Annotated in this window: 14 protein-coding genes; 10 read left to right on the forward strand and 4 right to left on the reverse strand. The window is 53.6% G+C overall.

The window, feature by feature from the left end; genetic code table 11:
- The first annotated feature begins 134 nt into the window (after nucleotides 1–134).
- The 4 genes from MUU46_RS02865 to wzz(fepE) all read left to right on the forward strand — a co-directional run bounded on the left by MUU46_RS02865 (nucleotide 135) and on the right by wzz(fepE) (nucleotide 4,748).
- A complete protein-coding gene (locus MUU46_RS02865) occupies nucleotides 135–1,316 on the forward strand; it encodes an acetyl-CoA C-acetyltransferase (RefSeq protein WP_258964714.1) in 1,182 nt (393 codons plus the stop codon).
- A gap of 325 nt (nucleotides 1,317–1,641) precedes the next feature.
- Complete coding sequence (gene kduI, locus MUU46_RS02870) at nucleotides 1,642–2,478, forward strand: 5-dehydro-4-deoxy-D-glucuronate isomerase (protein ID WP_258964715.1); 837 nt, start codon at nucleotides 1,642–1,644, stop codon at nucleotides 2,476–2,478.
- 61 nt (nucleotides 2,479–2,539) lie between these two features.
- Nucleotides 2,540–3,301, forward strand: a complete 762-nt coding sequence (gene kduD, locus MUU46_RS02875) for a 2-dehydro-3-deoxy-D-gluconate 5-dehydrogenase KduD (protein WP_159773814.1) — start codon at nucleotides 2,540–2,542, stop codon at nucleotides 3,299–3,301.
- 310 nt (nucleotides 3,302–3,611) lie between these two features.
- Nucleotides 3,612–4,748: an LPS O-antigen length regulator Wzz(fepE) gene (wzz(fepE), locus tag MUU46_RS02880; RefSeq protein WP_258964716.1), complete on the forward strand. Its 1,137-nt coding sequence runs from the start codon at nucleotides 3,612–3,614 to the stop codon at nucleotides 4,746–4,748.
- Between the two features lie 225 nt (nucleotides 4,749–4,973).
- Here wzz(fepE) and MUU46_RS02885 read toward each other — a convergent pair whose 3' ends face one another.
- Nucleotides 4,974–5,297, reverse strand: coding sequence for a cupin domain-containing protein (locus MUU46_RS02885; protein ID WP_258964717.1), 324 nt, complete (start codon nucleotides 5,295–5,297; stop codon nucleotides 4,974–4,976).
- Between the two features lie 134 nt (nucleotides 5,298–5,431).
- Here MUU46_RS02885 and MUU46_RS02890 point away from each other — a divergent pair, with 134 nt between their 5' ends.
- Nucleotides 5,432–6,124, forward strand: a complete 693-nt coding sequence (locus MUU46_RS02890; RefSeq protein WP_258964718.1) for an aspartate/glutamate racemase — start codon at nucleotides 5,432–5,434, stop codon at nucleotides 6,122–6,124.
- On the opposite strand, the gene MUU46_RS02895 is transcribed toward MUU46_RS02890, so the two are convergent.
- On the reverse strand, nucleotides 6,111–7,058 hold the full coding sequence (locus tag MUU46_RS02895; RefSeq protein WP_258964719.1) for a LysR family transcriptional regulator: 948 nt from the start codon (nucleotides 7,056–7,058) through the stop codon (nucleotides 6,111–6,113). The genes MUU46_RS02890 and MUU46_RS02895 overlap by 14 nt on opposite strands.
- Nucleotides 7,059–7,303: 245 nt before the next feature.
- Between MUU46_RS02895 and lysA the strand changes: the two genes are divergently transcribed.
- Nucleotides 7,304–8,566, forward strand: a complete 1,263-nt coding sequence (gene lysA / locus MUU46_RS02900; RefSeq protein WP_159758401.1) for a diaminopimelate decarboxylase — start codon at nucleotides 7,304–7,306, stop codon at nucleotides 8,564–8,566.
- Here the strand turns inward: lysA and MUU46_RS02905 are convergent.
- On the reverse strand, nucleotides 8,536–9,570 hold the full coding sequence (locus tag MUU46_RS02905) for a LacI family DNA-binding transcriptional regulator (RefSeq protein WP_159758399.1): 1,035 nt from the start codon (nucleotides 9,568–9,570) through the stop codon (nucleotides 8,536–8,538). The genes lysA and MUU46_RS02905 overlap by 31 nt on opposite strands.
- A gap of 299 nt (nucleotides 9,571–9,869) precedes the next feature.
- Here MUU46_RS02905 and MUU46_RS02910 point away from each other — a divergent pair, with 299 nt between their 5' ends.
- From MUU46_RS02910 to MUU46_RS02925, 4 genes are all read left to right on the forward strand, one after another.
- Nucleotides 9,870–11,201: a PTS sugar transporter subunit IIC gene (locus MUU46_RS02910; protein WP_258964720.1), complete on the forward strand. Its 1,332-nt coding sequence runs from the start codon at nucleotides 9,870–9,872 to the stop codon at nucleotides 11,199–11,201.
- Nucleotides 11,202–11,208: 7 nt separating this feature from the next.
- On the forward strand, nucleotides 11,209–12,636 hold the full coding sequence (locus tag MUU46_RS02915) for a glycoside hydrolase family 1 protein (RefSeq protein WP_258964721.1): 1,428 nt from the start codon (nucleotides 11,209–11,211) through the stop codon (nucleotides 12,634–12,636).
- A 102-nt stretch (nucleotides 12,637–12,738) separates the two neighbouring features.
- The gene (locus tag MUU46_RS02920; RefSeq protein WP_258964722.1) at nucleotides 12,739–13,512 is read left to right on the forward strand and encodes a GntR family transcriptional regulator; all 774 of its coding nucleotides are present in this window, start codon (nucleotides 12,739–12,741) and stop codon (nucleotides 13,510–13,512) included.
- The gene (locus MUU46_RS02925) at nucleotides 13,509–13,961 is read left to right on the forward strand and encodes a GNAT family N-acetyltransferase (protein ID WP_159758394.1); all 453 of its coding nucleotides are present in this window, start codon (nucleotides 13,509–13,511) and stop codon (nucleotides 13,959–13,961) included. The genes MUU46_RS02920 and MUU46_RS02925 overlap by 4 nt, the downstream gene beginning before the upstream one ends.
- Here MUU46_RS02925 and galR read toward each other — a convergent pair.
- A complete protein-coding gene (galR, locus tag MUU46_RS02930; RefSeq protein WP_258964723.1) occupies nucleotides 13,949–14,965 on the reverse strand; it encodes an HTH-type transcriptional regulator GalR in 1,017 nt (338 codons plus the stop codon). The genes MUU46_RS02925 and galR overlap by 13 nt on opposite strands.
- Between the last annotated feature and the right edge of the window lie 2 nt (nucleotides 14,966–14,967).

Genomic DNA, 14,967 nt, shown 5'->3' on the forward strand with positions numbered 1-14,967 from the left:
TAGTCATTCGAGGTAAAATGAATGTTATATGACGGTCATTTTCTTTGTGATAAAACTCACTTTTTTTAAACAATTACGATAATTGTTGATAACAACGCTCTACTATAGCGCTGATTATTTGCGCTGAGGTCGGGATGAAAGACGTCGTTATCGTAGGTGCAGTTCGAACGCCGATTGGTTGTTTCCAGGGCGCATTGTCGTGCTTTACGGCAGTAGAGCTGGGAAGTGTGGTGGTGAAAGCGCTGGTGGAACGTACCGGACTGGATCCCATGGAAGTGGATGAGGTCATCCTCGGACAGGTGCTGACGGCAGGCGCTGGGCAAAACCCTGCGCGCCAGTCCGCGATTAAAGGCGGCCTGCCTAATACCGTTTCTGCGATAACCATCAACGACGTTTGCGGCTCGGGTCTGAAGGCGCTGCATCTTGCAACCCAGGCCATTCAGTGCGGCGAAGCCGATGTGGTCATTGCGGGTGGTCAGGAGAACATGAGCCGTGCGCCGCATGTGTTAACCGACAGCCGCACCGGTGCGCGTCTGGGCAACAGCCAGCTTATCGACAGCCTGGTGCATGATGGGTTGTGGGATGCATTCAACGACTATCACATGGGCGTGACGGCGGAAAACCTGGCGCGTGAATACGGCATTTCGCGCGAGTTGCAGGACGCCTGGGCGCTCAGCTCACAACAGAAGGCACGCCGGGCGATTGATTCTGGCCGCTTCCGCGATGAAATCGTGCCAGTGGTGAATCTGCAGAAAAACGGTCTGGCTCAGGTGGTGGATACCGATGAACAGCCGCGCACCGACGCCAGCGCCGAAGGGCTGGCGCGCTTGATGCCGGCGTTCGACACGCTCGGCTCGGTCACTGCGGGTAACGCATCGTCCATTAACGACGGCGCAGCGGCGGTGATGATGATGAGTGAATCCAAAGCGATGGCGCTTAATCTGCCGATTCTGGCACGGATCCGCGCGTTCGCTAGCGTCGGCGTCGATCCTGCGTTAATGGGTATTGCCCCGGTGTATGCCACCCGGCGTTGTCTCGAGCGTGTGGGCTGGCAGCTGAACGACGTTGATCTGATCGAAGCCAATGAAGCATTTGCCGCGCAGGCGATTTCCGTCGGAAAAGTGCTGGAGTGGGATGAAAAACGCGTCAACGTCAACGGTGGGGCGATCGCGTTGGGCCATCCGATTGGCGCATCTGGCTGCCGTATTCTGGTATCGCTGGTGCATGAGATGATCAAGCGCGATGCCCGTAAAGGGCTGGCCACACTGTGCATTGGTGGTGGGCAAGGCGTGGCGCTGGCCGTCGAGCGCGAATAAACTTACTTTTCCCGGTGGCGCTCTGCTCACCGGGCCAACGACCTTCCGCTCCTGCGATACATCTTTATTTTTACACTCCCTTTCTTTATACATTCGGCCTTTTTTAAAGGTTTTGTAATCTATTGTTTTTAAAATAATTTAATTAAAGTGTGTTATGGGCGATTGGTCAGTAACGTGATCGCATTTGCATTTCTGGTATTTTAATGCAGAAAAAATGAAACGCTGTTTTATTTGTAATTGAAAAGACTCTGGCAGAGGATTAAGATGGCCTCAACGGAAAAGCAAAACCGCTTTTCAAAATGAATCACTCTTGCTGGAGGTTACCGTGGACATCAGACAAAGCATCCACAGCGCGCACGCCAAAACCCTCGATACTCAGGGCCTGCGCAACGAATTTTTAGTTGAACAGGTATTTGTCGCGGATGAATACACCATGGTTTACAGCCACATCGATCGCATCATCGTGGGAGGGATTATGCCGGTCGCGAAGACCGTCTCCGTTGGCGGTGAAGTGGGCAAGCAGCTGGGTGTTAGCTATTTCCTCGAACGCCGTGAACTGGGTGTGATTAACATTGGCGGGCCAGGCACCATTACGGTCGATGGCAAGTGCTACGAAATAGGCCATCGCGATGCGCTGTACGTCGGCAAGGGCGCGAAAGAAGTCGTGTTCGCCAGTGTCGATTTGGCAAAACCGGCGAAGTTTTATTACAACTGCGCGCCAGCACACAGCACCTTCCCGACCAAAAAAGTGACCCCTGCCTATGTGGCACCGGTGACGCTCGGCGATAACCTCACCAGCAACCGTCGCACGATCAATAAATACTTTGTTCCGGACGTGCTGGAAACCTGTCAGCTCAGCATGGGCCTGACCGAACTGGATCAGGGCAATCTGTGGAATACCATGCCGTGCCACACCCATGAACGTCGGATGGAAGTCTATTTCTATTTCAACATGGCCGATGACGCCTGCGTGTTCCACATGATGGGACAGCCGCAGGAGACGCGGCATATCGTGATGCACAACGAGCAGGCGGTGATCTCACCGAGCTGGTCTATTCACTCTGGCGTGGGTACTCAGGCTTATACATTCATCTGGGGTATGGTCGGCGAAAACCAGGTCTTCGATGATATGGACCACGTTGCGGTGAAGGATCTGCGCTAGGTCGCGGACAGCCAATAATCTTGCCTGTCTGAAACAGGCGCGAAATGAATAAGGACTTACTATGATTCTCGACACATTCTCACTGGCAGGTAAAGTCGCGGTAGTCACCGGCTGTGATACCGGTTTAGGGCAGGGCATGGCGATTGGTCTGGCGGAAGCGGGCTGCGATATCGTCGGCATTAACATCGTTGAGCCGACTGAAACGATGGAGCAAGTCACCGCCCGCGGTCGTCGCTTCCTGAGCCTGACCGCCGATCTGCGTAATATCGACGGCATTCCTCAGTTGCTGGAGCGCGCGGTGACCGAGTTCGGTCATATCGATATTCTGGTCAATAATGCCGGTTTGATTCGTCGTCAGGACGCGATTGAGTTCAGCGAGAAAGACTGGGATGACGTCATGAACCTGAACATCAAAGCCGTGTTCTTCATGGCGCAGGCGGCGGCGAAGCACTTCATTAGCCAGGGTAACGGCGGAAAAATCATTAACATCGCCTCCATGCTCTCTTTCCAGGGCGGGATCCGTGTGCCGTCTTACACCGCATCGAAAAGCGGCGTGATGGGTGTCACCCGTCTGCTGGCTAACGAATGGGCAAAACACGGTATCAACGTGAATGCGATTGCGCCGGGTTATATGGCGACCAACAACACTCAAATGCTGCGTGCCGATGAACAGCGCAGTGCCGAAATCCTCGACCGTATCCCTGCGGGCCGCTGGGGTTTGCCATCTGACCTGATGGGCCCGGTCGTCTTCCTGGCCTCCAGCGCCTCAGATTACATTAACGGGTATACCGTTGCGGTAGATGGCGGCTGGCTGGCACGGTAATACCTCTGATTTTGAATGATAGCCCCGCTGAATAGCGGGGCTTTTTATATTCACTCGCTAAATATAATTGGCGTTGATCGACGGCGTGAATTTCTACGCATAATGCTATGTTTCAATAAAACAATTAACGGAATTAATCAACTACGAGTTTGAGTAGGTATCGTCCGAGGCGCGGAAAACAAAGCGCCGGTGCGTAGTTCGTCCTTGAATAGCGTGCAATAGCGTATTTTCCGAAATTAAATGTTTTCAGAGAATTCTTGAGGGGATATATTGGATTGAAATTACCTCTATGCGCAGCGACTCACACACTATGTCAACTATGGATATTAAACCGCAATCGGACGCTATTATTCCTTTTCCCCGTCCTGACAATGTTCCTGCCCATGGGCAAGAAATCGATCTTTTGGCGCTAGTAGACATCCTATGGAGTGCGAAAAAACGGATTCTGGGAACCGTCTTCTGTTTTGCACTGATGGCGCTGGCGATTAGCTTCTTTCTACCTCAAAAATGGACCAGCAGCTCGGTGATCACCCCGGCCGAGCGTACCCAATTGGTGCCGCTCAACACGTTGCTCGCCACGGTGAAGGTTCTCGACGTGGATATCAACGTCGATAGCGCCAGCATTTTTGATCTCTTCATCAAGAAATTTAACTCCTCCGTAATGCTGGAAGAATTCGTGAAATCATCGCCACAGCTGATGAGCCAATTCGACGGTGTCGACGTTGAACCTGCGGAGCTGTATCGCGCCGTGGTGGCAGTCTCTGAGAAAATGAAAGCCGTGGATGATGCGAGTAATAAAAAAGAACCCACGACGCCGTATCACTCCTGGACGCTTTCTTTTACCGGTCCACAGCCTGAAGAAACACAAAGTATTCTGGCCGGCTACATGAAGTTCGTCGCGCATAAAGTGGTCAAACAGATCATGTCAAATATCAACGAAACCGTGGCGATGAAAATTCAGGTCGAAAAACAGCGTCTGGAGTTGGATCGCGCGAAGCTGGAATATGAAAAAGAGACCAAAATAAAACGGCTGAATTATTCTTTGCAGGTGGCAAAAGCTGCAGGAATTAATAAACCCGTGTACAGCAATGGTCAGACGATAAAAGATGACCCGGATTTCTCAGTGACTCTCGGTACAGACGGGATCAATAAGAAGCTGGAAATCGAAAAAGGCATGAACGATGTCTCGGAGCTGAATGCCGAAATTCTTAACCGTGAATATCGCTTAAAAAAAATTGAGCAGCTGAATATTCAGAACGTTCAGTTCCCTGTCGTCAATTATCAGCTGTCACCGTCTTTGCCAGTGAAAAAAGATGGCCCGGGAAAATCGCTGATCGTACTGCTGGCGGCGCTGCTGGGCGGGATGATTGGCTGTGGCGTGGTATTGTTCCAGCACGCTCGTGAATCTCGTGTAGCGCCACTGCTACTTGAGGAGAAAACGGCATAAGCGCACGTTTCTCCCGGGTGAAAAAATCAACAAAAAGAGAAGGGTAACCTTCTCTTTTTTATTTTCCCCCTTTCTCATCCAGAGATAGGACCCTGACTGTGATACCGCCTGCGAGCCCGTCATAATGTGTGACCCGAACAGATGCAAATCGCGACGCTTCGGGAAACGCTGGCCCACCATGAATAACGCAGGGGGTAAAAAAACTCGTCGCCGCGCAAAGCTGTTTTATGACAGAAAATCTTCACGTATTGGCGTGAAGGTATCGAGCAGGACACCGGCTTTCAGGCACACGCAGCCGTGCATTATGTGGGGCTGTTTGTAGAGTGTATCCCCGGTGCGGACAATCTGCGTTTCATCGCCAATAGTAAATTCAAATTCGCCTGACAACACGGTGGTCAGTTGCTCATGAGGATGATTGTGCATCGGGCCTACGGCTCCGGTCTCAAAATGCACTTCTACCGCCATCATTTTTCCGCCATGGGCCAGGATCCGACGGCTCACGCCGTTGCCCAAATCTTCCAGGGTGGTGTCTTTATGCTGCACAAACATAGTGGGAACCTCAGAGTGAAACATTGTTTCATTCAACTTATCGCAGCCTGCCCGAAATGAAAACTTATGCGTGGAGAAGTGGAAAGTTGATCACATCTCTGTTTCACTGTCGGAAACACAGAAAAGGATACTCCATGAAAACGATTGGCCTGATTGGCGGCATGAGTTGGGAATCGACGATCCCTTACTATCGTCTGATTAATGAAGGGATCAAGCAGCGCCTGGGCGGCCTGCATTCGGCGAAGATCCTCATGCACAGCGTTGATTTTCAGGAAATAGAAACCTGTCAGTCATCGGGTCAATGGGATAAAGCGGGCGAGATCCTCGCTGAAGCGGCGGCAAATCTGGAAAGCATTGGCGCCGAAGGCATCGTGCTTTGTACCAATACCATGCACAAAGTGGCCTCACATATTGAGCTGCGCTGCGGGGTACCGTTTTTGCACATCGCTGATGCCACCGGGCGCGCGATTGAAAAGCAGGGTGTTAAAAACGTGGCGCTGTTAGGTACGCGCTACACCATGGAACAGGATTTCTATCGGGGACGCCTCGAACAGGCATTTTCGCTGAACACAATTATTCCCGAAGCCGACGAGCGCGCGCGTATTAACCAGATAATCTTTGAAGAGCTGTGCCTGGGTAACTTCACCGAGGCGTCACGCGCATACTATTTACAGGTGATTGAACGTTTGGTCGGTGAGGGCGCTGAAGGCGTCATCTTTGGTTGTACCGAAATTGGCCTGCTGGTGCCGACAGAACGCAGCCCCATTCCCGTGTTTGATACTGCGGCGTTGCACGCCTCCGGCGCCGTCGACTTTATCCTTTCCTGACGCGGTTGAGCATCTCCTCCAGCGGTGTGACCAGCGACGGCACGCCGTTTAGCAGGTGCGTGATAAATGCATCGACAAGCGCTGAGCCAGGTCGGTGCAGTGGACGAATCAGGCTGACGGTGAAAGGCACATCCACGCTGAATCGGCGAATCGCGATCCCACTGTTATCCCCGCCGTAGGCATAGTCCAACGCGGTAAACGGGTTGACGACGGAAATCCCTACACCCGCCCGCACCATCGCGCAAATGGATGCCGCGCTGTGGGTTTCGACTACCATCCGCCGATGCACGCTGTGTTCGGCAAACAGGTTGTCGAGCAACTGGCGATAGCTGTCCGTTCTGGACAGGCTGATATAATTCTGGCCTTCAAAATCCTGCGGCGTGAGGACGGTTTTCTGGGCCAAAGGATGAGCCGCAGGTAACACGCACACTTCATTCATACTCAACAGCGGCGTACGCTCGGTGCCCGGTGGCGTGTGCAGCGTTTCTGTTAGCCCTAAATCGTGGCGCTGAGCCGATAGCCACTCTTCCAGCAAAGGCGACTCCTGCGGTACAATTTGCAGGCTGACGTCCGGATAGCGTGCCAGAAACGGCTGCAACAACGCCGGTAGAAAAGACTGCGAAAACACCGGCAGACACACCACTGATAGCTCGCCCTGACGAAATTCCCGTAGGCTTTCTGCAGTGCTGAGGATTCTGTCCAGCCCGTACCACGAGCGTTGCACCTCTTCGAACAGCCGCAGCCCCTGCACCGTCGGGTGCAAACGCCCACGGTTGCGCTCAAACAGTTTTAGGCCCAGCACTTTCTCAAGCCTGGCAAGCTCCCGGCTGACGGTTGGCTGAGAGGTGTGCAGCATTGTTGCGGCTTCCGTCAGGTTGCCAGTGGTCATCACCGCATGAAAAATTTCGATGTGGCGCAAATTCACGGCTGGCATGGCAATTCCTTTCATTACGTTATCTATACCCGTCGCCCTTCAAGTTGCAGGGGTGTTGGCTGCTCTCATTCACTCGAATCACTTACTTGAGTAAGCTCATCGGGATTCATTCGATTGCCGCCTACCTGTATCTTGAAGTTACTTGGGTCTATATCAATTTTGCATGAAGTCTGGATAAAACGATATTTTTTATTCCACTGGCGCTGTGGCGTAATCGGTTAAAAGCAAATAAACCGGAGTTCACCATGCCACGCCCACTGAATACGATTGAAACTGACCTCAATGCCGAGAACCTGCTGCGCTTGCCTGCCGAGTTTGGCTGTCCGGTGTGGGTTTATGATGCGGCGATTATCCGCCAGCAAATTGCGCAACTGAGCCAGTTCGACGTGGTGCGTTTTGCACAGAAAGCCTGTTCCAATATTCACATCCTGCGCCTGATGCGCGAACAGGGCGTGAAGGTGGATTCCGTTTCATTGGGTGAAATCGAACGTGCGCTGGCGGCGGGATACGATCCTGAAACGCACCCGGACGACATTGTGTTCACTGCCGATATGATTGACGACGCGACGCTCGTCCGCGTAGCCGAGCTGAAAATTCCGGTGAACGCCGGTTCGGTGGATATGCTGGCGCAGCTTGGGGAAGTCTCACCGGGGCATCGCGTATGGCTGCGTGTGAACCCGGGCTTCGGCCACGGTCACAGCCAGAAAACGAATACCGGCGGCGAAAACAGCAAGCACGGCATCTGGTATAGCGACCTGCCGGCTGCGCTGGAAGTCATTCAGCGTTATCAACTGACGTTGGTGGGCATTCACATGCACATCGGCTCCGGCGTGGACTACGGTCATCTTGAGCAGGTGTGCGGCGCGATGGTGCGTCAGGTTGTTGAGTTTGGGCAGGACCTGGAAGCCATCTCAGCCGGCGGTGGCCTGTCGATCCCTTACCGTTACGACGATGAGACCATCGATACCCAGCACTATTTCGGCCTGTGGAATACTGCCCGCGAGCAAATCGCCAAACATCTTGGTCACCCGGTGAAACTGGAAATCGAGCCGGGGCGTTTCCTGGTGGCGGAATCCGGCGTACTGGTGGCGCAGGTGCGCAGCGTGAAAAACATGGGCAGTCGTCACTTTGTGCTGATTGACGCAGGTTTTAACGATTTGATGCGTCCGTCGATGTACGGCAGCTATCACCATATTTCCGCTCTGGCAGCGGACGGTCGCGATTTGTCACAGGCGGCATTGGTTGACACCGTGGTGGCAGGCCCGCTGTGTGAATCCGGCGACGTGTTTACCCAGCAGGAAGGCGGGAAAGTGGAAACGCGTGAACTGCCACAGGTGGTACCGGGAGATTATCTGGTACTGCATGATACCGGGGCATACGGCGCGTCGATGTCTTCCAACTACAACAGCCGTCCGCTGCTGCCGGAAGTGCTGTACGACAACGGCAGCGCGCGGCTTATCCGTCGTCGTCAGACTATTCAGGAACTGCTGGCGCTGGAACTGTTCTGATAAAACGGGCCTGTGGTGACCGATTCGCGCAGCACCAGTTTTCCGGTGAACGGCGGTAGGGTTTCGATAGGCAAATCGTTGGCGAGTTTAATTGCCTGATCGATAGCGGTGGTTATCATGTTGTCGATAGGCAAATAGACCGTTGAAAGCCCCGGCTCAAGCCATTTTGCGCTGGGGGCATCATCAAATCCGAACAGAGAAATATCCTGCGGAATTCGTAAGCCTGCCTGATGCAGCGCCTTCGACGCCCCTAACGCCATATCATCGTTACAGGCAAACAGTGCACTGAACGTCGCCTTCTCCTCCAGCAACTGCAGGCACAGCTCGTAGCCGCGCGTCATCCCCGAATCCCCGTATTTCACTTTGTCAGGATCCCAGGCAATGCCGTGCTTTTCCAGCGCGCTGCGGTAGCCCTGCAAGCGTGCTTTACCGGTTGGCGTATGAATTGGCACGGTAATACAGGCGATATCACGATGGCCCTGAGAAATCAGGTATTCCACTGCCTGAAACGCGGCGTCCTGCTGCTCGAAGAATACGCAGCGATCGCGGGCCTGGCTCAGGTCGCGGTTGATAACCACCACCGGCATGTCGATGGAGTTAATTAGCTTCATGATTGCCTTTTCGCTCATAAAGCGGGTGTAGAGCACAATGGCGTCGCACTGACGGTCGGCGAGCATTTGCACCGCCTGTTCTTCACGTTCAGGCGTGTCGTGGCCATCGGTGACGATAAGCTGTTTACCGTGGGTTTCCGTCTGACGCGAGGCCTGTTGCAGCAGACGCCCGAAGTAAAAACCATCAAACGTCGAGACGACCAGGCCAATGCTGTTACTGGTGCGATTCGCCAGGGAGCGCGCCAAAAAATTCGGGCGATACCCCAGTTCTTCCATGGCTTTATACACCTGCTTACGGGTGCTTTCTTTTACCTGACCTGTGCCGTTCAGTACGCGGGAAACGGTCGCTTTCGACACGCCTGCGCGTAGTGAGACATCCAGCATTGTTGCCATTGTTAATTCCTGATACGCCATGATAGTTGCAGTTTATCACACACATTCAGGGGCATATCCTCTGCGTTCGTTACAAATAACCATCGCGATCACGCTTTTGACAGCGTTTCTCTGAAATACCCCTGTAAAAACTGTGTGGTATGCCAATGTGGTGAATTGGTATTTATTTGGAATGCCACATTGCTCTGTGAGACCTCAGTCACAGAACTTTTTCCAACACCTCGCTATTTTTGGTATGCCAAATGGACCAAGGCTGTAAACCCATTTTGATAAAAGCCCACATTTGAGGTATGACCCTTATGGCATTTCAGGAAAAAGTCATCGATTCTCTGGGAAGTTTCGCCACAAAATTCAATAGCTACCGCTATATCATGGCGATCAAATCTTCCTTTATAACCCTCATGCCGGTGATCATCGTCGGCGCCTTTTCAGTACTGATTTCCAACATGGTACTGGATCCAAAAAACGGTCTCGCCAGCTTCCAGTCGCTGTCATTCCTGGCAGCGCTCAAGCCGATAACCGGAGCTATCAATTACGCCACGCTTAACTTTCTCAACATTGGCGCGGTGTTTTTAATCGGCATCGAGCTTGGCCGCATTAACGGCATCAAAACGCTGTTCCCCGGCCTGCTGGCGGTGATTTGCTTTATCTGCGTGACGCCGACCACGGTAGAAATGATGGTCGACGGGCAAATGCATGAAGTGAAAGACGTTCTGCTGCGCCAGTTCTCCGATACCCGCAGTCTGTTCCTCGGTATGTTCATCGCCATCCTGTCGGTAGAAATCTACTGCTGGCTGGAAAAGCGCCCGGGGCTGAAGATCAAAATGCCGGATACCGTGCCGCCGAACGTTTCGGCTTCATTTTCCGCACTGATCCCGTCGATCATCACTACCACCGTGATTGCGACTTTCGGCTTCGTGTTCCATCAGCTGACCGGCATGTATCTTTATGATGCGGTATATCAGGTGGTGCAGCAGCCGCTTGAGCGCGTGGTGCAAAGCCTGCCAGGCATTCTGTTGCTGATGTTTGTCGCCCAGCTGTTTTGGGTGATCGGCATTCACGGTAACCAAATGATCAAACCTATTCGTGAGCCGCTTTTGTTAGGGGCGATCACCGTCAACATGAGCGCGTTTGAACAGGGCAAAGAGGTGCCAAACATCATCACCATGCCGTTCTGGGATGTGTACATGAGCATTGGCGGCTCTGGCCTGACGATCGGCCTGCTGATTGCGGTGATGATTGCCAGCAAACGCAAAGAGATGAAAGAAATCGCCAAGCTGTCGATTGGCCCTGGCCTGTTCAACATTAACGAACCGGTGATTTTCGGCATGCCGATTATGCTCAACCCGATTCTGGCGATCCCGTTCATCATCACCCCACTGGTAACCGGCTCCATCGGCTACTTCGCGACCGCCACTGGGTTTGCTGGTAAAGCCGTCGTGATGGTGCCATGGACCACGCCGCCGTTGATCAACGCCTGGCTGTCTACCGCCGGTTCTATGGGCGCGGTGATCACCCAACTAATCTGTATTGTTACCGCCATCATCATTTATCTGCCGTTTGTGAAAATTGCCTCCCGCCGCGCCGAGCAGGCGCAGTTACAGGCGCAGCAGGCCACCGAGAACGCATGAGGACGCCATGAGTCAGAAAACGATTACGATTCCACAAGATTTCATTCTCGGCGCTGCGGCTTCCGCATGGCAAACGGAAGGCTGGAGCGGCAAAAAAGAGGGCCAGGACTCCTGGCCCGATCTCTGGTACAAAAACGACAGGCACGTCTGGCACGACGGGTACGGCCCGGCGGTCGCCACCGATTTCATCAATCGTTTTCGCGAAGACGTGGCGCTGATGAAACAGGCTGGGCTGACTCACTATCGCACCTCAATAAACTGGTCGCGCTTTCTCATCGATTATGAAAATGTCACCGTCGATGAGGAGTACGCCTCTTATTACGATGCGCTGTTTGACGAGCTGAACGCTAACGGCATCACCCCGATGATTTGCCTCGAACACTACGAGTTGCCGGGCTATTTGCTGGAAACGTATGGCGGCTGGGCGTCGAAAAAAGTGGTCGACCTTTTTGTGGGGTACGTCGAAAAAGTCTTCGAGCGCTATCATCATAAAGTGACGCGCTGGTTCACTTTCAACGAACCGATTGTGGTGCAAACGCGTGTTTATCTCGACGCGCTGCGCTGGCCGTACGAGCAAAATACCGGCACCTGGATGCAGTGGAATCATCACAAAGTGTTGGCGACGGCTCGGGTAGTGAAACTGTTCCGTGAGAAAGGCTATCGTGGCAGCGTAGGCTGTATTCTGAATCCGGAAGTGACGTACCCGCGTTCGCGAGCGGTGCACGATGTGCGTGCCGCTGAATGCTATGACTTGTTCTACAACCGAGTGTTTCTCGACCCGATGGTGAAAGGTGAGTATCCGCCTGAACTGCTTACGCTGCTGGAACAGCACCATGTGGCGTGGGATCACACTGAGGAAGAGCTGGAGATTATCCGCGCTAACACCGTCGACGAGCTAGGGATAAACCTCTATTACCCGCATCGTGTCAAAGCGCCGTCACGCGCGTGGCATCCGGAAACGCCATTCCATCCGGCATATTACTACGAGCCGTTTGAGCTACCGGGGCGACGGATGAACAAATCACGCGGCTGGGAAATCTATCCACAAATCGTCTACGACATGGCGATGCGCATCAAAAATGAATACCTCAATATTCCGTGGTTCGTGGCGGAAAGCGGGATGGGTATTGAAAACGAAGGACAGTTCCGTAACAGCGATGGCGTGATTGAAGACGACTACCGCATCAATTTCATCAGCGAACACCTCTGGCAGACGCTGCGAGCAAAGCAGGACGGTGCCAACTGTCACGGCTACATGCTGTGGGCGTTTACCGACAACGTTTCACCAATGAATGCCTTTAAAAACCGCTATGGACTGATTGAAATTGACCTCGTCAACAACCGGGCACGGCGTGCGAAAAAATCAGCGAACTGGTTCCGCAGGCTGCGTGACACTCGATCGCTCACGCTAAATATCGACGATGAACTGAAATAGCGGTGCTCCTGCAGTTGCATGAATTTTGCTACTATAGCCGCCGGTCAGACCGCCAGGAGCGGCGGTCTGTGCATCCACCCGCAAGCAAACACAGGTGATATTGTGGAAAAGGCCGTTGTTCCGCCGGAAAAAAAACCTTACCAGGAAATTGGTGAAGATTTGCGTGCCCAGATAATGCAGGGTCTTTACCCGGTGGGGTCCCGGTTGCCGCCCGAGCGTAACATTGCGGAAAAGTATGGGGTCAGCCGGACTATCGTGCGTGAAGCGCTGCTGATGCTGGAGCTGCAAGGAACCGTTGATATTCGCCAGGGATCGGGCGTGTACGTGATGCGTATTCCGCAGGAAAACGACAGCGAAGAAGAGCAGATGCTGAACAGCGACGTCGGGCCGTTTGAGATTTTGCAGGCGCGTCAGCTTCTTGAAAGCAACATTGCGGCCTTCGCCGCGAAAATGGCCACCCGGGCTGACATCGACAATCTCAAGCGCATTATCGAGCAGGAACAGCGCGCGATTGCGGGCAACGACACCACCCAGGACAACAGTAAAATGTTCCACCTTGTGCTGGCTGGTGCGACGCAAAATCAGATGCTGCTGACCACCGTTGAAAAAATCTGGCTGCAAATGGACAGCAGCCCACTGTGGCAACAGTTTAACGCGCACATTGCCAGCCGCGCCTACCGCCTGAAGTGGCTCGGTGACCGGCAAACCATTCTGGCGGCGCTACGACGTCGCGACGTAATGGGCGCCTGGCAGGCAACGTGGCAGCATCTCGAGAACGTGAAAAACAGCCTGTTGGAACTCTCTGACGAGGATGCGCCTGATTTCGACGGCTATCTGTTTGAATCTGTACCTATTTTTCAGGGGAAGTTGATGTGAAAGTCCAGCCGCTGCATGACGTACCGCAGCACAGCCGCCAGGTCATCGATTGGCTCTGGCAGGCGTTTGGTGGCGTGGCAATGCCGCGCGAGTTTTTCGCCAGTATCATTGAGCATAGTCAGACGCCCGATGCGTTGCCGCTTACCTTTGTGTTGACCGACGGCGACACACTGTTGGCGACGGTGGGTCTATGGCGCTGCGACCTGATCAGCCGTCAGGATCTTTTCCCGTGGATGGCGGCGCTGTACGTCGATGAATCGGTACGAGGGCAGGGCATTGCGGGCAGGTTGCAATCGCATGTGATTGACTACGCGCGTGGCAAAGGCTATTCGCAGCTGCATCTCTATTCGGCGTGTCGTGATTTCTACGAGCGTTTTGGCTGGCAGTACATCGGGGATGGCATTGAGTATCCGGCCACCACCGTGCATCTGTATCGCTACGAGCTTTGAGTTTCCACCGGTGAAATCACTGAGTGTCGGCGCACCAGCGTCGGACTGAACAGGTGGGTGATTTCCGGCAGCGGGCGTTTATCGGCCAGCGCCAGTGCCAGTTCTGCGGCCTGAGTCGCCATGGTGACAATCGGATAGCGCACGGTAGTCAGACGCGGGCGCACATAGCGTGAAATCAGTACGTCATCGAATCCAATCAGCGAAATTTCCCCCGGCACATCAATGCCGTTGTCATTCAGCACGCCCATCGCTCCCGCGGCCATCGAGTCGTTGTAGCAGGCGATGGCGGTAAAATTTTTGCCGCGGCCCAGCAGTTCGGTCATCGCCTGCTCGCCGCCGCTTTCATCCGGTTCGCCGAACGTCACCAGCCGCTCATTGCACGGTAAACCGCTCTCTTTCAGCGCATCGTAATAGCCCTGTAAACGATCTTCGGCGTCAGAAATGGTGTGGTTAGAACAGAGATAGCCAATTCGCGTATGACCTTGTTGGATCAAATGCCGTGTGGCAAGCCAGGCGCCGTAACGATCGTCGAGCGCCACGCAGCGCTTTTCGAAACCGGGCACGATCCGGTTAATCAGCACCATGCCTGGGATCTGTTTCATCAGCCCAATCAGTTCTTCATCGGCCAGTGCTTTGGCATGTACAACCAGCGCCGCGCAGCGATGGCGAATCAATTGCTCAATGGCCTGGCGCTCTTTTTTCTCGCTATGGTAGCCATTGCCAATTAACAGGAAATTACCGGTGTGATACGCCACCTGTTCAACGGCTTTTACCATCGCACCAAAGAAGGGATCGGATACATCGCCCACCACCAGACCGACGGTTTCCGTTGACTGCTGCGCCAGCGCGCGGGCGTTGGCGTTTGGATGATAGCTGAGCGTTTCCATGGCGGAAAATACTGCCTGACGTGAGGCTTCGCTGGCTTTGGGAGAGTTATTGATAACCCGGGAAACGGTGGCCACAGAAACACCTGCCATCCGGGCCACATCCTTTATTGTCGCCATAA

The organism is Scandinavium tedordense, from assembly GCF_024764965.1.
GTDB classification, from domain to species: domain Bacteria; phylum Pseudomonadota; class Gammaproteobacteria; order Enterobacterales; family Enterobacteriaceae; genus Scandinavium; species Scandinavium tedordense.